The organism is Streptomyces sp. EDA2-14 (genome assembly GCF_054963755.1).
In genome coordinates this window covers 21,757-38,535 of the sequence record NZ_JBUEGE010000034.1, presented here as the reverse complement: position 1 = coordinate 38,535, position 16,779 = coordinate 21,757, and the positions used below count along the sequence as shown (strand labels likewise).

The 16,779-nt window shown below is 67.7% G+C and carries 16 protein-coding genes and 1 tRNA gene; 9 read left to right on the top strand and 8 right to left on the bottom strand.

Features of this window, described 5'->3' with window-relative positions:
* Nucleotides 1-64 precede the first annotated feature (64 nt).
* The 6 genes from recF (at nt 65) to ACY34M_RS41025 (ending at nt 7,668) form a co-directional block, all read left to right on the top strand.
* Complete coding sequence (gene recF, locus ACY34M_RS41050) at nt 65-1,189, top strand: DNA replication/repair protein RecF (protein WP_462723802.1); 1,125 nt, start codon at nt 65-67, stop codon at nt 1,187-1,189.
* Complete coding sequence (locus tag ACY34M_RS41045) at nt 1,186-1,746, top strand: DciA family protein (protein WP_462723801.1); 561 nt, start codon at nt 1,186-1,188, stop codon at nt 1,744-1,746. Before recF ends, ACY34M_RS41045 begins: the two co-directional genes overlap by 4 nt.
* A 300-nt stretch (nt 1,747-2,046) precedes the next feature.
* Nucleotides 2,047-4,095, top strand: a complete 2,049-nt coding sequence (gene gyrB / locus ACY34M_RS41040) for a DNA topoisomerase (ATP-hydrolyzing) subunit B (RefSeq protein ID WP_462723800.1) — start codon at nt 2,047-2,049, stop codon at nt 4,093-4,095.
* Nucleotides 4,096-4,136: 41 nt separating this feature from the next.
* The gene (gene gyrA / locus ACY34M_RS41035) at nt 4,137-6,764 is read left to right on the top strand and encodes a DNA gyrase subunit A (RefSeq protein WP_462723799.1); all 2,628 of its coding nucleotides are present in this window, start codon (nt 4,137-4,139) and stop codon (nt 6,762-6,764) included.
* An 18-nt stretch (nt 6,765-6,782) separates the two neighbouring features.
* Nucleotides 6,783-7,463, top strand: a complete 681-nt coding sequence (locus ACY34M_RS41030; protein WP_462723798.1) for a DUF3566 domain-containing protein — start codon at nt 6,783-6,785, stop codon at nt 7,461-7,463.
* A 131-nt stretch (nt 7,464-7,594) separates the two neighbouring features.
* Nucleotides 7,595-7,668: transfer RNA gene (locus ACY34M_RS41025), tRNA-Ile, on the top strand.
* Between the two features lie 277 nt (nt 7,669-7,945).
* Here the strand turns inward: ACY34M_RS41025 and ACY34M_RS41020 are convergent.
* Complete coding sequence (locus tag ACY34M_RS41020; RefSeq protein ID WP_462723797.1) at nt 7,946-8,116, bottom strand: hypothetical protein; 171 nt, start codon at nt 8,114-8,116, stop codon at nt 7,946-7,948.
* Nucleotides 8,117-8,264: 148 nt separating this feature from the next.
* On the opposite strand from ACY34M_RS41020, the gene ACY34M_RS41015 reads away from it, so the two are divergent.
* Complete coding sequence (locus tag ACY34M_RS41015) at nt 8,265-9,230, top strand: hypothetical protein (protein ID WP_462723796.1); 966 nt, start codon at nt 8,265-8,267, stop codon at nt 9,228-9,230.
* A gap of 517 nt (nt 9,231-9,747) precedes the next feature.
* Here ACY34M_RS41015 and ACY34M_RS41010 read toward each other — a convergent pair.
* The 3 genes from ACY34M_RS41010 to ACY34M_RS41000 form a co-directional block, all read right to left on the bottom strand.
* Nucleotides 9,748-10,287 carry a glycine-rich domain-containing protein gene (locus ACY34M_RS41010; protein WP_462723795.1) on the bottom strand — a complete coding sequence of 180 codons (540 nt, stop codon included), beginning with the start codon at nt 10,285-10,287 and terminating at the stop codon, nt 9,748-9,750.
* 239 nt (nt 10,288-10,526) lie between these two features.
* A complete protein-coding gene (locus ACY34M_RS41005) occupies nt 10,527-10,919 on the bottom strand; it encodes a hypothetical protein (RefSeq protein WP_462723794.1) in 393 nt (130 codons plus the stop codon).
* Between the two features lie 98 nt (nt 10,920-11,017).
* A complete protein-coding gene (locus ACY34M_RS41000) occupies nt 11,018-12,196 on the bottom strand; it encodes a helix-turn-helix domain-containing protein (RefSeq protein WP_462723793.1) in 1,179 nt (392 codons plus the stop codon).
* A gap of 134 nt (nt 12,197-12,330) precedes the next feature.
* On the opposite strand from ACY34M_RS41000, the gene ACY34M_RS40995 reads away from it, so the two are divergent.
* Together ACY34M_RS40995 and ACY34M_RS40990 are read left to right on the top strand one after the other, a co-directional pair.
* Nucleotides 12,331-12,873 (top strand): flavoprotein, encoded by a 543-nt coding sequence (locus ACY34M_RS40995; protein ID WP_462723792.1) that lies wholly within the window; start codon nt 12,331-12,333, stop codon nt 12,871-12,873.
* Nucleotides 12,874-13,332: 459 nt separating this feature from the next.
* The gene (locus ACY34M_RS40990; RefSeq protein WP_462723791.1) at nt 13,333-13,692 is read left to right on the top strand and encodes a lactococcin 972 family bacteriocin; all 360 of its coding nucleotides are present in this window, start codon (nt 13,333-13,335) and stop codon (nt 13,690-13,692) included.
* Between the two features lie 1,434 nt (nt 13,693-15,126).
* Here the strand turns inward: ACY34M_RS40990 and ACY34M_RS40985 are convergent.
* The 4 genes from ACY34M_RS40985 to ACY34M_RS40970 are packed head-to-tail and all read right to left on the bottom strand — an operon-like array spanning nt 15,127 to nt 16,732.
* Complete coding sequence (locus ACY34M_RS40985; protein ID WP_462723790.1) at nt 15,127-15,357, bottom strand: hypothetical protein; 231 nt, start codon at nt 15,355-15,357, stop codon at nt 15,127-15,129.
* Between the two features lie 20 nt (nt 15,358-15,377).
* Nucleotides 15,378-15,590: a holin gene (locus ACY34M_RS40980; RefSeq protein ID WP_462723789.1), complete on the bottom strand. Its 213-nt coding sequence runs from the start codon at nt 15,588-15,590 to the stop codon at nt 15,378-15,380.
* Nucleotides 15,591-15,593: 3 nt separating this feature from the next.
* Nucleotides 15,594-16,505 (bottom strand): N-acetylmuramoyl-L-alanine amidase, encoded by a 912-nt coding sequence (locus ACY34M_RS40975; RefSeq protein ID WP_462723788.1) that lies wholly within the window; start codon nt 16,503-16,505, stop codon nt 15,594-15,596.
* Nucleotides 16,505-16,732 carry a hypothetical protein gene (locus tag ACY34M_RS40970; protein WP_462723787.1) on the bottom strand — a complete coding sequence of 76 codons (228 nt, stop codon included), beginning with the start codon at nt 16,730-16,732 and terminating at the stop codon, nt 16,505-16,507. Before ACY34M_RS40970 ends, ACY34M_RS40975 begins: the two co-directional genes overlap by 1 nt.
* Between the last annotated feature and the right edge of the window lie 47 nt (nt 16,733-16,779).

Below are 16,779 nucleotides of genomic sequence, written 5' to 3'. Positions count from 1 at the left end.
AAGAAGTAATCCACACCTGTAGATAACCGCTGTTCAGAACTCTGGGGGAGGTCGGCCCACGACCATGCACGTCACGCATCTGTCGCTGGCCGACTTCCGCTCGTACGCCCGGGCCGAGGTCGCACTCGACCCGGGCGTCACCGCGTTCGTGGGGCCGAACGGCCAGGGCAAGACGAACCTCGTCGAGGCCGTCGGCTATCTCGCCACGCTCGGCAGCCACCGCGTCTCCTCGGACGCCCCGCTGGTGCGCATGGGCGCCGAGCGCGCCGTGATCCGGGCGCAGGTACGGCAGGGCGAGCGCCAGCAGCTCGTCGAGCTGGAGCTGAACCCTGGCAAGGCGAACCGCGCGCGCATCAACAGGTCCTCGCAGGTCAAGCCCCGTGATGTGCTGGGGATCGTCCGGACGGTGCTGTTCGCGCCGGAGGATCTGGCCCTGGTGAAGGGCGACCCCGGCGAGCGCCGCCGCTTCCTCGACGACCTGGTGACCGCGCGCTCGCCCCGGATGGCGGGCGTACGCTCCGATTACGACCGTGTCCTGAAGCAGCGCAACACGCTCCTGAAGTCCGCGGCGCTCGCGCGGCGGCACGGCGGGCGCTCGATGGACCTGTCCACGCTCGACGTGTGGGACCAGCACATCGCGCGGGCGGGCGCGGAACTCCTCGCGCAGCGGCTCGACCTGATCGCCGCCCTGCAGCCGCTGGCCGACAAGGCGTACGAGCAGCTGGCGCCCGGCGGCGGCCCGATCGCCCTGGACTACAAGCCCTCGTCCCCCGAAGTCGTCGGGCACGCGCGCGAGGAGCTCTACGAGCAGTTGCTCGCCGCCCTCGAAGGGGCGCGCAAGCAGGAGATCGAGCGGGGCGTCACGCTTGTCGGCCCGCACCGCGACGACCTGGTCCTCAAGCTGGGCCAGCTGCCCGCCAAGGGCTATGCGAGCCACGGCGAGTCCTGGTCGTACGCGCTGGCGCTGCGCCTGGCCTCGTACGACCTGCTGCGCGCCGAGGGGAACGAGCCGGTGCTCGTCCTCGACGACGTCTTCGCCGAGCTGGACGCGCGCCGCAGGGAGCGGCTGGCGGAGCTCGTGGCGCCCGGCGAGCAGGTCCTGGTCACGGCCGCCGTCGACGACGACGTGCCGGACGTCCTTGCGGGCACCCGCTACGCGGTGTCGGACGGCACGGTGGAGCGGCTGTGAGCGCCGACGAATCCCCCGAAGGTGCGAAGGGTCCGCGGGAACCAAAAGGCGATCCCGAGCCTTCTGGTGTCGATCTGGCCCGCGTCGCCCTAAGGGCGGCGAAAGAGGCGGCACGCGCGCGTGGTGACTCCGCCCAGCAGAAGAAGCAGGCGCGGCGCGGCGGCGGACTGCGGTCCGGGGCGCGCTCCGACGGGCGGGACCCGATGGGGCTCGGTTCCGCCATCAACCGGCTGATCACCGAGCGCGGCTGGGAGACGCCGGCCGCTGTCGGCGGCGTCATGGGCCGGTGGCCGCAGATCGTCGGTGACGATCTGGCCAAACACTGCGTGCCGCAGAAGTACGACGAGGACGAGCGCGTCCTGGTGGTGCAGTGCGACTCGACGGCTTGGGCGACGCAGGTGCGGATGCTGGCTCCGCAACTGGTCAGACGTCTGAACGAGGACCTCGGGCACGGCACCGTGCGGCGCATCGACATCAAGAATCCCGGCGGTGGCCCGCGCCGCTACGGCCCCTTGCGAGCCCCCGGAAGCACGGGCCACGGCGACACCTACGGGTGAGCGATCGGCCGCCGTAGCTGGTGGTTCACACCTCGAAGCGCTGAGTGCCGCTGTGAGCCTCTTGGAGCCCCGCTCCGCATAGGGGGAGTCGGACGATCCCGGTTGAGGGCGGCACATGAGGACTCAGGCACCGCCAAACCCCCATCTATGTCCGAGCTACCGGTACACTGGGAGACAATCCCGCCCCACTCGTGGGACGCACCGAGCAACGCTGATTCAGGGCTTACCGAACAAACACGCCGCAGCCGCTCCGGCCACCAACCGGGAGCTTGGCTTGTGCTGTGCCAGAAAGGGCGCTTCGTGGCCGATTCCGGCAACCCCAACGAGAACATCCCGTCCACCGACGCCGAAGAGCACGTCGGGGCCACAGAGGCCTCGTACGACGCCAGTGCGATCACCGTCCTCGAAGGGCTGGACGCGGTCCGCAAGCGACCCGGCATGTACATCGGCTCGACCGGTGAGCGTGGCCTTCACCACATGGTGCAGGAGGTCGTGGACAACTCCGTCGACGAGGCCCTGGCCGGTCATGCGGACACGATCGACGTCACGATCCTGCCCGACGGCGGCGTACGCGTCGTCGACAACGGCCGTGGCATCCCCGTGGGCATCATCCCCTCGGAGGGCAAGCCCGCCGTCGAGGTCGTGCTCACCGTCCTGCACGCGGGCGGCAAGTTCGGAGGCGGCGGCTACGCCGTCTCCGGTGGTCTGCACGGCGTGGGTGTCTCCGTCGTCAACGCGCTGTCCACGAAGGTCTCCGTCGAGATCAAGACGGACGGCTACCGCTGGACGCAGGAGTACAAGGCCGGCGTCCCGACGGCGCCGCTGGCGCAGCACGAGGCCACCGACGAGACCGGCACCTCGGTCACCTTCTGGGCCGACGGCGACATCTTCGAGACCACCGAGTACTCCTTCGAGACGCTGTCGCGGCGCTTCCAGGAGATGGCCTTCCTCAACAAGGGCCTGAAGATCAACCTCACGGACGAGCGCGACACGGCGAAGGCCACGGCCGGCGCGGACACGAACGAGGCGGGCGACGACACCGCCTTCGAGCCGCGTTCGGTGTCGTACCACTACGAAGGCGGCATCGTCGACTTCGTGAAGTACCTGAACTCCCGCAAGGGAGAGGTCGTTCACCCCTCCGTGATCGACATCGAGGCCGAGGACAAGGAGAAGCTCCTTTCCATCGAGGTCGCGATGCAGTGGAACACCAGCTACAGCGAGGGCGTCTACTCCTTCGCCAACGTGATCCACACGCACGAGGGCGGCACCCACGAAGAGGGCTTCCGCGCCGCGATGACCGGTCTCATCAACCGGTACGCGCGCGACAAGAAGCTGCTGCGCGAGAAGGACGACAACCTCACGGGCGACGACATCCGTGAGGGTCTGACCGCGATCATCTCGATCAAGCTGAGCGAGCCGCAGTTCGAGGGCCAGACCAAGACCAAGCTGGGCAACACCGAGGCGAAGACCTTCGTCCAGAAGGTCGTCTACGAGCACCTCCAGGACTGGCTCGACCGGAACCCCGTCGAGGCCACGGACATCATCCGCAAGGCCATCCAGGCGGCCACCGCGCGCGTGGCGGCCCGCAAGGCCCGTGACCTGACCCGTCGCAAGGGCCTCCTGGAGACCGCTTCCCTGCCGGGCAAGCTCTCCGACTGCCAGTCGAACGACCCCACCAAGTGCGAGATCTTCATCGTCGAGGGTGACTCCGCCGGCGGTTCGGCCAAGTCCGGCCGTGACCCGATGTACCAGGCCATCCTGCCCATCCGAGGCAAGATCCTGAACGTCGAGAAGGCGCGCATCGACAAGATCCTGCACAACCAGGAGATCCAGGCGCTGATCTCGGCCTTCGGCACCGGAGTCCACGAGGACTTCGACATCGAGAAGCTCCGCTATCACAAGATCATCCTGATGGCGGACGCCGACGTCGACGGCCAGCACATCAACACCCTGCTGCTGACCTTCCTGTTCCGCTTCATGCGGCCGCTCGTCGAGGCCGGCCACGTGTTCCTCTCCCGCCCGCCGCTCTACAAGATCAAGTGGGGCCGTGACGACTTCGAGTACGCCTACTCGGACCGTGAGCGCGACGCCCTGATCGAGATGGGCCGGCAGGCCGGCAAGCGCATCAAGGACGACTCGGTCCAGCGCTTCAAGGGTCTCGGTGAGATGAACGCCGAGGAGCTGCGCGTCACGACCATGGACCAGGAGCACCGCGTGCTCGGCCAGGTCACCCTGGACGACGCCGCCCAGGCCGACGACCTGTTCTCGGTCCTCATGGGCGAGGACGTCGAGGCCCGTCGCTCGTTCATCCAGCGCAACGCCAAGGACGTCCGCTTCCTCGACATCTGAGTCGGTCTCAGCTGACCGCGCAGAAAGGATCTTGACCAGCAATGGCCGACGAGAACACCCCCACGCCGCCGCCTGAAGAGAACGTGGACGGCAGCGCCATCGCGATGCGCATCGAGCCCGTCGGGCTCGAGACGGAGATGCAGCGCTCCTACCTGGACTACGCGATGTCCGTCATCGTGTCCCGCGCGCTGCCCGACGTACGCGACGGCCTCAAGCCCGTCCACCGCCGCGTCCTGTACGCCATGTACGACGGCGGCTACCGGCCCGAGAAGGGCTTCTACAAGTGCGCCCGCGTCGTCGGTGACGTCATGGGTAACTACCACCCGCACGGCGACTCCTCGATCTACGACGCCCTGGTGCGCCTCGCCCAGCCGTGGTCGATGCGCATGCCGCTGGTGGACTCCAACGGAAACTTCGGCTCTCCGGGCAACGACCCCGCGGCCGCCATGCGCTACACCGAGTGCAAGATGGCGCCGCTGTCTATGGAGATGGTCCGTGACATCGACGAGGAGACCGTCGACTTCACGGACAACTACGACGGCCGCTCCCAGGAGCCGACCGTCCTGCCGGCCCGCTTCCCGAACCTGCTGATCAACGGCTCGGCCGGAATCGCGGTCGGCATGGCGACCAACATCCCGCCGCACAACCTGCGCGAGGTCGCGGCCGGCGCCCAGTGGTGCCTGGAGAACCCGGAGGCCTCGCACGAGGAGCTCCTGGACGCCCTCATCGAGCGCATCAAGGGCCCCGACTTCCCGACCGGCGCCCTCGTGGTGGGCCGCAAGGGCATCGAGGAGGCGTACCGCACCGGCCGCGGCTCCATCACGATGCGCGCGGTGGTCGCGGTCGAGGAGATCCAGAACCGCCAGTGCCTGGTCGTCACCGAGCTGCCCTACCAGGTCAACCCGGACAACCTCGCGCAGAAGATCGCCGACCTCGTGAAGGACGGCAGGGTCGGCGGCATCGCGGACGTCCGCGACGAGACCTCGTCCCGTACGGGCCAGCGCCTGGTCATCGTCCTGAAGCGGGACGCGGTCGCCAAGGTCGTCCTGAACAACCTGTACAAGCACACCGACCTGCAGACGAACTTCGGCGCCAACATGCTGGCGCTGGTCGACGGGGTCCCGCGCACGCTGTCGCTCGACGCGTTCATCCGGCACTGGGTGGCGCACCAGATCGAGGTCATCGTCCGCCGCACGCGCTTCCGCCTGCGCAAGGCAGAGGAGCGCGCGCACATCCTGCGCGGCCTCCTGAAGGCCCTGGACGCCATCGACGAGGTCATCGCCCTCATCCGGCGCAGCGAGACCGTGGAGGTCGCTCGAGAGGGCCTCATGGGCCTCCTGGAGATCGACGAGATCCAGGCGAACGCCATCCTCGAGATGCAGCTGCGTCGACTGGCCGCCCTGGAGCGCCAGAAGATCGTCCAGGAGCACGACGAGCTCCAGCAGAAGATCAACGAGTACAACGCGATCCTGGCCTCGCCCGAGCGGCAGCGGCAGATCGTCAGCACGGAACTGCAGCAGATCGTCGACAAGTTCGGCGACGACCGCCGTACCAAGCTGGTGCCCTTCGAAGGCGACATGTCCATCGAGGACCTCATCGCCGAAGAGGACATCGTCGTCACCATCACGCGCGGCGGCTACATCAAGCGCACCAAGACCGACGACTACCGCTCCCAGAAGCGCGGCGGCAAGGGCGTACGCGGCACGAAGCTCAAGGAAGACGACATCGTCGACCACTTCTTCGTGTCGACGACGCACCACTGGCTGCTCTTCTTCACCAACAAGGGACGCGTCTACCGCGCGAAGGCGTACGAACTCCCGGACGCCGGGCGGGACGCGCGCGGCCAGCACGTCGCGAACCTGCTCGCCTTCCAGCCGGACGAGTCGATCGCCGAGATCCTCGCGATCCGCGACTACGAGGCCGTGCCCTACCTGGTCCTCGCCACCAAGGCGGGCCTCGTAAAGAAGACGCCGCTGAAGGACTACGACTCGCCGCGCTCCGGTGGCGTCATCGCCATCAACCTCCGCGAGAAGGCGGACGGTTCGGACGACGAGCTGATCGGCGCCGAGCTGGTGTCCTCCGAGGACGACCTGCTGCTCATCAGTAAGAAGGCGCAGTCCATCCGGTTCACCGCCACGGACGACGCGCTGCGTCCGATGGGGCGTGCCACGTCCGGCGTCAAGGGCATGAGCTTCCGCGAGGACGACGAGCTGCTCTCGATGAATGTCGTGCGTGCCGGTACTTTCGTGTTCACCGCCACCGACGGTGGGTACGCAAAGCGGACCAATGTCGACGATTACCGCGTCCAGGGTCGCGGCGGCCTCGGTATCAAGGCCGCCAGGATCGTGGAGGACCGCGGTGAACTCGTCGGCGCCCTGGTGGTCGAGGAGACCGATGAGATCCTCGCCATCACGCTGTCCGGCGGTGTGATTCGTACGCGAGTCAACGAGGTCAGGGAGACGGGCCGTGACACCATGGGCGTCCAACTGATCAACCTGGGCAAGCGCGATGCCGTCGTCGGCATCGCACGTAACGCCGAGGCCGGCCGTGAGGCGGAGGAAGTCGACGGCGACGTCGCGCAGGACGCCGACGCTGCCGAGATCGACGATTCCACCGAGGGCGAGACGGCCGTCGGAACGGACGAGGGCGGACAGTCCTCGGCCGAGTAGCGCGAGGAGTGAGTCATCGTGAGCGGAGCCACGGGCGCAGGCTCTACCGGGACATCCACCGGTACGGATACCGAGAGCGGCCGTGGCTCCGCTCACGACGTCGATGACGTCAAAGACTCGACCGACTCGAACGAGTCTCATGGATCCCAGGGGGGAACTGTGACGGACACCCGAGGTCCGCAGACCCAGCAGTACGCGACCGGTGGCAGCGGTGCCCTGCCGGGCGAGCGGCCGCAGCAGCCGGCCCAGCCGTACCACCCGCCGCAGGCGTATCAGAACGCCCCGGACGCGGTCCGCAGGCCGCGCACGGGCGCGCGCACCACCCCGCGTACGCGCAAGGCCCGTCTGCGGGTCGCCAAGGCGGACCCGTGGTCCGTGATGAAGGTCAGCTTCCTGCTGTCCATCGCGCTCGGCATCTGCACGATCGTCGCGGCCGCCGTGCTGTGGATGGTCATGGACGCCATGGGGGTCTTCTCCACGGTCGGCGGCACGATCTCCGAGGCCACGGGCTCGAACGAGTCCAACGGCTTCGACCTGCAGTCGTTCCTGTCGCTGCCGCGCGTCCTGATGTTCACGACGGTCATCGCCGTCATCGACGTCGTACTGGCCACGGCCCTCGCGACGCTCGGCGCGTTCATCTACAACCTCTCCGCGGGCTTCGTCGGCGGCGTCGAGCTCACGCTCGCCGAGGACGAGTAACCGTTCCCCCGGCTTTCTGAGGCCTGCAAGACCCGCTGGTGGGCGGGCCAGGACTATCGATTTTGGGACTGGCCCCCCAGTGCGCTAATCTTCAGGAGTCAGCGCGCGGGACACACACCGCAGAGCGCGGCGGGGCTATAGCTCAGTTGGTTAGAGCGCATCCCTGATAAGGATGAGGCCACAGGTTCAAATCCTGTTAGCCCCACAGTGGCATGACGCCAGGTCAGACGGCCGGTAGATCTCCAGGATCTACCGGCCGTCTACATTTGTTGATCTTGTTATCCCGGTACTACCCCGTAACTTCCTGGTCGGAGTGGATGTCAGTCCCTCCGCTACTGGTGTCAAAAGCTGAGCTGCCGGAAACCGCTCACCACGTCTAATCTCTGGGCAGCACCGAGCCCCCTGCCGAATGCTGCGGCAGGGGGCTCGATGTGTGTCCGGCCGACGTCGCCTCCCGAGCTGGTCGGGCCGGGGTCTATGGGTCAGCCCCAGGCGAGGTCGTTCGGCGAGGCGGTCGGGTCGCTCACCGTCGCGGTTGAGGGTGCCTCCGGGGCGGCCGGCGCGAGGTCGTCGGCGGTGGCCGCTGCGGCTCCGCCCAGCAGGCCCGCGAGGGCGAGCGCGGCGGCTGCGATGGCGAGACGGATCTTCGGCATGGGCGGGCCTTTCGCTGGACGCGGCATAAATTCGAACGCGCATCCGGTAAGTGGTTGCATGAAGAACATTGCCACGCACACCACCCAAGGGCCAGGATTAGCGCCCGCACGTTCATGCACCCGCACGAACTTGCACAACGGGGGGATCATGGACACGCAGCAGCCACCTGCCTTCGGCGAACGCGAGGCGGACGCCTACCGAAAGATCGCCTACGGCGAGGACGCCCACGGCCCGGCCGTCGACAACCTCGTCCAGCTCGGGCTCGTCAGCCCCTCGCCCAGCAATCCGGACCAGCACATCCCCCACGACCCTCGCGGAGCCGTCCAGCGACTCCTCACCGGGGCACTCACCGAGCTGGTCACCACCGTCGGGAAGATCGAGCAGCTCCCCGACATTGCGCGCCTGAGTACCCATTTCGACCCGAACCGCTGGAACGGCGGACCAGCCAGCGAGTTCCTGTTCACGCTGACCCAGATGAACCAGCGGATCGGCGAGGTCTCCAGCCAGGCCACCATCGAAGCGTTCACCGCACAGCCCGGCGAACCCGCCGACCGCGACCCCGAGAACGTCCGCCTCGGCACGAAGCGCGTACTCGAGACCCTCGCCCGGGGCGTACACATCCGCTGCCTCTACAACACGGTTGCCGTGCTGCACCCGCAGACCGGCGAGCACATCCGCGCGATCGCCGAGGCCGGCGCCGAAGTACGCGCTCTCCCCGGCCGCTTCCCTCGCATGATCCTCGTCGACCGCCGGCACCTGTTCGTCGACAACTGCCTGAAGGACAACGAGGTACCCGACTCCGGCGTGCACATCACCGACCTAGGGTCCGTAGCCTGGGGCCGCATGATCTACGGCACGTTCTGGGACCGGGCCACCCCGTGGCGGGACGTCGTCGACCGCGAGCGCCAGGACGACGTCACCGAACGGCAGCGGGAGATCCTCGACGCCCTGTACTACGGCGCCACTCAGGATCAGGTCGGGCCACGCCTCGGGATCGCGCGCCGTACCGTCGCGAAGGAGCTAGCCGAACTACGTGACGCGCGCGGCGGAGTGACCATGTACCAGCTCATGTCGTGGTGGGGCAGCAAGCGCGCACGTGAGGACGCGGCCTGACGTGAACGCCATGTTGATGTCCTGTGCACACGGCCTGGACTGCCTGTGCGACAGGCGCATCGTCGCTAGTCTCGAATGGTGGGGAGACGGACATTCCCCCTCCGTCTGACGCGCAACCCCCAGCTGATCCCGGTCGGGGTGCTCGGGAGGCCCCCGGCCGGAAGGGCGCTCCCCGCCGACTCACTCGGCGGGGAGCGTCACTACACAGTAAGACGCCCCGCCCTCCATACGGAGGACGGGGCGCCAGTGCTCAGCCATATTCGCCAAGCACCTTGCGAAGGCAGCGGACGCGCATCACACTGCCCACGCATCTCGTGCGGCAGAAGCAACAGACCGGGTGGGGCGCCCGGCACTGGGCCGGGCGCCCGGACCTCAGCCCTTCTTCGGCAGGACGAAGCCACGGATGGGCTTCGTCTCCGGGTCGCGCGATGTCGGTTGCTGCGAGCGTTCCCACTCCGCAACCATTCGCGCGTATCGGGGATCGATCCACTTAGCCATCGTTACCTCCACCGTCAGCCTACGGGCGCGCGGGTGGCTGGGGTTCCGGCATGGGCCGGATCGTGCACTCGGGCGCGTGCTGGCACTGCGCCGCCACCGACACGAGCGTCACGTCGGACGGCGGCCCCCACAGTTCCGGATCCGGCTCGTACCCGAGCGCTGTGATCGCCGCGCGCGTCCGGTCCAAAATCTTCGGGTCGTAGATCGTGGGGTCGTAGCCGGGGTAGTGGTGCACGAATCTGCCGGTGCCGCCGAGCTCGTCGCACAGCCGCGCGTACGCGGCCGTGTGCAGGATCAGCGCGTGCCATCCCTCGTCGACGATCCGTGACGGCGCGAGACCGCTGCCCGGGTAGTACGCGCAGGCCGCGACGAACTTCAGGCTCTCCTCGACGATGCGGCCGGCCATGTCCGCGTCCATGTCCGGGTTGGCGTCCATGACCGTGCTGCGGCAGCTGGTGAACGTCACGTCGACGAGGAGCATGCGGGCCAGTTCCGGGAGGCCCGGTATCGGGCCAGGGTTCGGCGGGCCCTTGGGTTGGGGCTCGTCCGGTGTGCTCATGGATATCTCCCTTGGGTGAGGCGGCCGCCCAACGGGGAGGCCAGGCGGCCGCCGTTCCCGTCGCCGGGGTAGGGCGACGAGTAGTACGGGGAAGGCCCGACGGATGGGAGGCGGGCCTTCCCCCGTCCCTGGCCCGAGGTGCTGGGTACCGGCGGGCCAGGGGTAAGGCGGGCGGCTACCGAGGTGCCCGCCACCCGTCGCGCCCCACCTCTTGCGGCGGGATGGGGCGCGACGGGAACTCAGGGGGATGTGTGGAGCTCAGGGGGCAGGCCAGGGCGGGCCACGAATCCGTGCACTGTCGCGGGCGGATTGAGGGCGTCGGCGAGGGCCCCGGCTACGCGCCCGAGATTCTTGACGTGCGAGTACACGAGATAGTCGCTGTCAGCGCTGGTCGGGGTGGTCGGAGAGCCGAGCACCCTGTACGCCGACCGGAACACGAGCAGCGTCGTGCGCGCCTGGTTGGGGTAGTCCTCCCGCACCATGCGCTGCACCAGCTCCCTGAGCAGCTTCGCGTCGCCGTCGAGGGCCGGGCGGGTCGTCTCGGCCAGCGCCAGGTCCTCGACCTTCCGGGCGACGTCACGCACCAGCTGGAAGTCGATGGGCTCCTCGGCGTCTGGCACCTGGGCGTCCACTTGATCCCCCTGCTGTCTCGGTCATCGGGTTCGTGGAACCAGACTGATGACCAGCGAGGGGGCTAACTGTCACTCTTCGGTGACAGGCCGTGTGACAGTCACAGGCCGACCCAGGCGGCCATGTGACCAAGGGTTTCCGGGGTGCGTCGCTGGTGGTGGACCAGCCCTTGGATCGTCTCCCGCGCGGCCGGGTGGTAGCGGGTCTGCTGCGGGGCCACCTCGCGCGCCTTGACCAGCGACTTGAGGGCAGCCTCGTTCCGTCCGATCTCCATCTCGGACCGGGCCCGGTCGATCAGGAAGTGGGCGCGCCGCGACGTCGCCCAGGTGTCGGGCAGCCGGACCTTGCGCGCCTTCTCGACTGCGCGCCCGTACTCGCGCAGTTCGCCGAGCGCGGACACTTCGTGGATCGCGACGTTCGCCGGGCCGAAGGACAGCCAGTGAACGTCGGAGGCGTCGCCCGTGCGTTTCGCGATCCGCTGCGCCTCGGCGAGGTGCGTGTCCACCGTCCTGCCGTCGCGTGCCCGGGCCGCGATGACCGTCGCGCCGAGGTGGAGCTGGCCGGACACGGCGAGGGCCTCGGGGCTCTCCGCTGCCTGCTCCAGCACGGTTTGGCCGGCGGCGACCAGGCGCAGGCCGATGGTGTGCTCGCCTTCGCGGTGGTAGACGAGTCCGCGCATGTACTGGCGGACCGCGGCGAGCAGCGGGTCGGAGGCCCGCTGTGCCGCCCAGTCCATGCGGTCCAGGGCGATCGTCGAGAGGTCGTAGAAACCCAGCTTCACAGCGACGTCGTGCGCGGTCCGGTATGCAGAGGCGAGGGCCTGCCACAGTTCGGTGGACGGTTGCCGGTGAGCGGCCGTCGTCAGTTCGGAGATGAGCCGCGGCAGGGTCTGGGCGGCCCCGTTGAGCTGGGTTGCGCGGACCTTCTGGCACAACTCCCGCGCGCCCGAGATGAGGTCGGCGTGGGGCCGGGGAGAGAGGTCGGGATCCGCCCCGAGGTCGTAGAGATCGAGGGCCTCGCGGATCGGCCGGATCAGTTCAGCGAGCCGATCCTGCTGGAGCTCCGTCATGTAGGGCTGTCCTGTCAGGGCTGTGACGTCTATGTGCAGTGCCCTGGCACAGGCCGCTATGAAACCGGGGGTGGCTGCCTTGTGGCCGCCCTCCACCTGGTGGAGCATGCTGTACGAGTACGGAATGATCATGGCGAAGCCGCGCTGTGTGTAGCCAGCACGCTTACGATGCTCCGCGATCCGGGCGCCTGCGTGGTCGTCTCTGGGCATACTGGAACTCCGTTCCTGGCTCACCACTTGGAACGGTACCCGCGCTACGTGGCGCTGGACCGGCGATCGCCCCTGTTCCCTTCTCTGGAGCAGGGGCGGTTGCATGAGGCCAACCCGGCGGGTTCGTATGAGACATGACCTCACGGACCCTGTACCTGTTCGCCTCGGCGGCACCCCCGGTGTTCGACGTCGCCAAGGTCATTGAGGACGCACAGGCCCGAGGATGGGACGTCTGCCTCGGGCTGACGCCGACCGCCGCGCGCTGGCTCGACGACAGACTCGACGGGCTGGCCGCGCTGACCGGGAACCCGGTACGCAGCGAGTACAAGCTGCCGGGAGAACCCGATGTCTGGCCGCCCGCAGACGTGATCCTGTTCGCGCCGGCCACCTTCAACTCGATCAACTGCTTGGCGCTCGGGATCACTTCGTCGTTCGTCGTAGGGGTCGCCGCCGAGGGGATCGGCAAGGGCATCCCAACCGCGGCGATGCCGTGCGTGAACGCGGCCTATGCCCAGCACCGCGCCCTTGACCGCAGCGTCACGGAGCTGCGCGAGCAGGGCGTCACGCTGCTGTACGGAGAGGGCGGGTTCACCCCGAACCCCCCAGGGTCGGGGAAGCCGACGGCCTACCCGTGGGACGTCGCCCTGGACACAGCCGACCGGCTGCTCCGGACATGACGAAGCGCCCCCTCCCGCCCGAAGGCGAGAGGGGGCTACGAGGGCGTTTCCTATGAGGTGTACCGGATCCTGGCCTCGTCCCGGATCGGTTCGAGCTGGCCAGTCTGTCCTGGATCCAGCGTTGAGAATCAGCCGCGACTGTCGCTTGAGCAGTGAGCGGCGGGGCTTCTTCTCCTGCGGGACAACACAGTGATTACGTGACAAATCATTCAACACAAAGTGCGCAACGTCGGCATGGGCTGCGCAAGTTGGTCAAGGTGGCTTTCCGGACAAGCGTTTGACCTTCCCTTTGGTCGGAGGTCCAGACCAGTCCATGATTCCTTCACGGTTCCCACACGGGGGACCCATGGGAGGGGTAACTTCATGAAGGCATTTGGTAGATCCGCAGCTCTCGCTCTTGCTGGTGCAGCGCTGGCAGCTGGCGCCCTCGCCCCGCCGGCCGTCGCGGATGGCTCTCAGGTGAGCGCCGCCAGCGGGATCTCCGTCCATACCCGCGGGGATGGCACCACGGCGCCGGCAGAGATGGGTAACCCCGAGGAGTGGGGGATGGTGGAAGTCACCGTGGGCGACCCCGAGGGGGGCGTCTCGGCGTTGAAGACCGTCAGCGTCAGCGGTGGAACGTGGACGTACGGCTGGAAAACCACCGCGGGCGGCAAGTACTGCTACTCGAACTACTACCACGGCTCGAAGCTTCACGGCTCCACCGCGCGGATTGCTGGCGCCTCAGACTACGAATCCGAAGAGGCTGGATACACGTCCAAGGCCCACCGTACTGCGGGCATGGCGTACACGTGCTACGCCTACTACCACACGAATTAAACCTGAATAACCCGCAGGCCAGTTCGGGTGGCGGGTAAACGTCCAAAATTCCTGGGGTTCTCGTGCTATCGCTTGCTCGAGAACCCCAGGGCGGTTCCATGAATCTGGAACTAGTCACAGAAGAGGGCACAAAGAATGGTGCGCCTTTCACGCGCTCGCGCTGCCGTCACGGCCCTCGGGGCAGGTGCGGGGCTTGGGGTCATAGGCCCGATCGCGGACAAGTTCAGCAACCCTGTTTGTCACGTCATATCTCTTGTCTTTTCCGGGGGGTGGTCTTGGGCGTGCTTTGCCTTCCTGGTGGGTTACCTTCGGCGAGCCAAGGTTGAGGCAACGCTCCTGGCCTCCTCGGCGCTGGCCCTCGGTGTGGTCGTGTACTACCTCGCCAAGTCCCTTATCCCCGTCGCCCCCGTCGGGGAGGTTATACCTGATGGGGGCGGAGATGGTGTCGCTTCCAGAATCATGCTCTGGGGAATAGCGGCTTTCGTCCTCGGTGCACCTGTCGGTTTTTTGGGTAATCTAGCCAGAAATCAAGGTGTTGGCGGCCTCCCGTTCCGCCTGCTTATTCCACTGATTGCTTTCTTCGAGACATCTCAACGGCTAGCTGTAGAGGTGGAATCGCAAGGTTCGATCGTTGCAGCCACTTGGAACTCGATTCGCGTGATCGCGGTAGGTGTCGCCGTGCTCCTTATCGGGCACGCGGTGTGGAGTTGGTGGAATTCTCGACACGGTAGGTCCGAGCGGAACGCGGAGATTCAGGCGTCGACTGACCGCCTTTGAAGCCATTCCTCCCGTGTGGTTCACAGGCGGATGAGACCGCTCTCCTGGCCGTGCTGGCCACTGCGGCCAACTTGCAGGACTCCGCCGCCGGCTGCGCTCTGCTCGAAGGCGAGAACACCATCTCGTGGAGCGACCCGACACCAGCACATCAAAGCCGCATCACGGGATGAAACAACGGGAGAACACGACCTCTAAAGCGAGGCGGGCACGGGTTGGATGATCACGGCATCTGTGGCTTCCGCGGCACGGGTGCGTGGCTGGCAGATCGCGGCGGGTATCGGCGCATGCGTGTCTGGTTACGCTATGGCCAAGAGTTGGCGGCCATCGCTACGATTTTGCACATGTCCGCCACACAACCCACCACTGGAATGCGGTCTGTTGAGGAGCTCAACGAACAGATCCGCTGCCTCATGCTGGCCTCTGGCGGATGGCTCAGCGATGAACAACGCGTCGTGTATGCGAATCTTGTCACCGAATGGTCCATCGCTTCACGTGCCACCTCGCACAGCAGCGAGGAACGCCCGACCGCCCAGCTCAACACTGGCAATACACCAAGGCATCGAGAGCACGGACCGAACGTTGCAACGAACGCCCAGAGCGACAGGGCCTGCCGCCCCGGGCGACGCCGCCTAAGTGCGGTGCCAGCCCTGGACTGAATCACCGACCGAGGGCTTCGTACGCGGCGACCCCAAGCGCGGCCACGCTGATGAGCGCGGCCATCGAGGGCAGCGGCCACCGGGACCGCTCCAGCGCGGCGACGCGCTGACTCAGTTCATCCAGGTCCTTCTCGGTCTGGTCGGCCCGCTGCAGCGCGTTGTCGAGCCGACCGTTCAGCGTCGCGAAACCGGTGTCGACCGCGCCGCGCAGACGCTCCAACTCGACTGCCACCTGGGTAGATTCCGGTGGCGTCACTCGATCTTCTCCGTCAGGCCAGGCCCGTCTGGCGTAGCCACGGCCGTGAGTACAGCGAGTACCGCAGCCCCGCCGGCGAGGGCCAGGCCCTCGCTCCAATTCGCGTGGATGAGGCCGAGCTGGTCCAGGCCGAGCGAGCCGACGAGGACCTGAGCGCCGGTCCGTACCGCCCGCTCAGAGGCGGCCTTCCAGAACGCGACAGTGAACATGGGCTACTCCTTCACGTCGAAGCCGTGCTTCGACCCGAGACGGACGAGCGTGGTCTTGCCGGGGATGCCGTCGGCGTCTGCCCCGGAGTAGCCGCAGCGGCGCTGCCAGGCCGCGTATGCGGTCACCGTGGTCGTGCCGTAGTGCCCGTCGCTGTACGACTTCGACAGCAGGCCCTCGTCGACCAGCGCCACCTCGACCGTGCGGACTCCCGCGTACGTGACCGGCTGGCCCGCGGCCTTCGGGTTCGAGCGCGCCGCGGCGACGAGCTGCGACAGGTCGACGACCGGACGCGTCGGCTCGGGCAGCGGCGCTGCCGGCGCATCCGAGCCGAGCCGCTTCGCGATCCGCGTGCGCATCGAGGACATGGCGAAGCCCTTGGGGTCGACCTTCCCCGGCTGCCACTCCAGGTGGCCGATGACGGAGCGCGAGCTCCAGCCGTGCGCGCGGCAGATCGCGGCCGCGACCTGCTCGATGGCGAGCAGCTGCGCGGCGGGCCACGGGTCTTTCCCGTCGCCGAGGTTCTCGCACTCGAAGCCGTAGAAGCGGGCGTTGCCGTCGGTGTTCGCCTCGTTGTCGCCGGGCAGCGCGGTCTCGTTGATGACGGCGCGCAGCACGTCGTCGTCGCCGAGGCCCGCGTGGTTGGCGCGGCCGTAGCCGACGAGGTGCACGCGGCCGTCCTTGGCGATGACACCGTGGCACAGCGGGCCCGGCAGGTTGCTGTGTCCGTCGCGGCAGATCGCGACCGTGGCCGCGGTTCCCTTGGTGACGGTGTGGTGGATCATCACGCCGTTGACCGGGCCCCAGGCCCCGTGCCCGGCACGGTTGTGGTGCTGCCAGTCGCCGACCTCGACGACGACCAGGCCCTCGTCGCGCAGCGCCTTGAGGAAGCGGCTCGCGGACAGTGGGGAAGCCATCAGCCGTTCACCCCCTGAATGCAGTGCATGCCGGCGACGACCGCCCAGTTCTTCGCGTCGAAGAGGTGCCCGAGCGCGGTCGTGAGCTCCGGGCCGGACAGCTTCCCGGCCAGGTCGTGGGCGAGGTCGTGGAACGGCTTGCTCACCTCCTGGAGGTGAGCGGGCAGATGGTCGTAGCTGAAGTGCCTGAGCACCGCCTGGGTGGCGGGGTGGATCTCTGCTGCCATGAGGGCTCCAGACATGACGAAAGCCCCGGCCAGATGGCACGGGGCGG

Excerpts from the sequence above, each read along its gene's own strand:
- ACY34M_RS41020 (WP_462723797.1), bottom strand. The coding sequence starts at position 8,116 with ATGCCGAAGATCCGTCTCGCCATCGCAGCCGCCGCGCTCGCCCTCGCG.
- recF (WP_462723802.1), top strand. The coding sequence starts at position 65 with ATGCACGTCACGCATCTGTCGCTGGCCGACTTCCGCTCGTACGCCCGG.
- ACY34M_RS40975 (WP_462723788.1), bottom strand. The coding sequence starts at position 16,505 with ATGGCTTCCCCACTGTCCGCGAGCCGCTTCCTCAAGGCGCTGCGCGAC.
- gyrA (WP_462723799.1), top strand. The coding sequence starts at position 4,137 with ATGGCCGACGAGAACACCCCCACGCCGCCGCCTGAAGAGAACGTGGAC.
- ACY34M_RS41015 (WP_462723796.1), top strand. The coding sequence starts at position 8,265 with ATGGACACGCAGCAGCCACCTGCCTTCGGCGAACGCGAGGCGGACGCC.
- ACY34M_RS40980 (WP_462723789.1), bottom strand. The coding sequence starts at position 15,590 with ATGTTCACTGTCGCGTTCTGGAAGGCCGCCTCTGAGCGGGCGGTACGG.
- ACY34M_RS40995 (WP_462723792.1), top strand. The coding sequence starts at position 12,331 with ATGACCTCACGGACCCTGTACCTGTTCGCCTCGGCGGCACCCCCGGTG.
- ACY34M_RS41010 (WP_462723795.1), bottom strand. The coding sequence starts at position 10,287 with ATGAGCACACCGGACGAGCCCCAACCCAAGGGCCCGCCGAACCCTGGC.
- ACY34M_RS40970 (WP_462723787.1), bottom strand. The coding sequence starts at position 16,732 with ATGGCAGCAGAGATCCACCCCGCCACCCAGGCGGTGCTCAGGCACTTC.
- ACY34M_RS41000 (WP_462723793.1), bottom strand. The coding sequence starts at position 12,196 with ATGCCCAGAGACGACCACGCAGGCGCCCGGATCGCGGAGCATCGTAAG.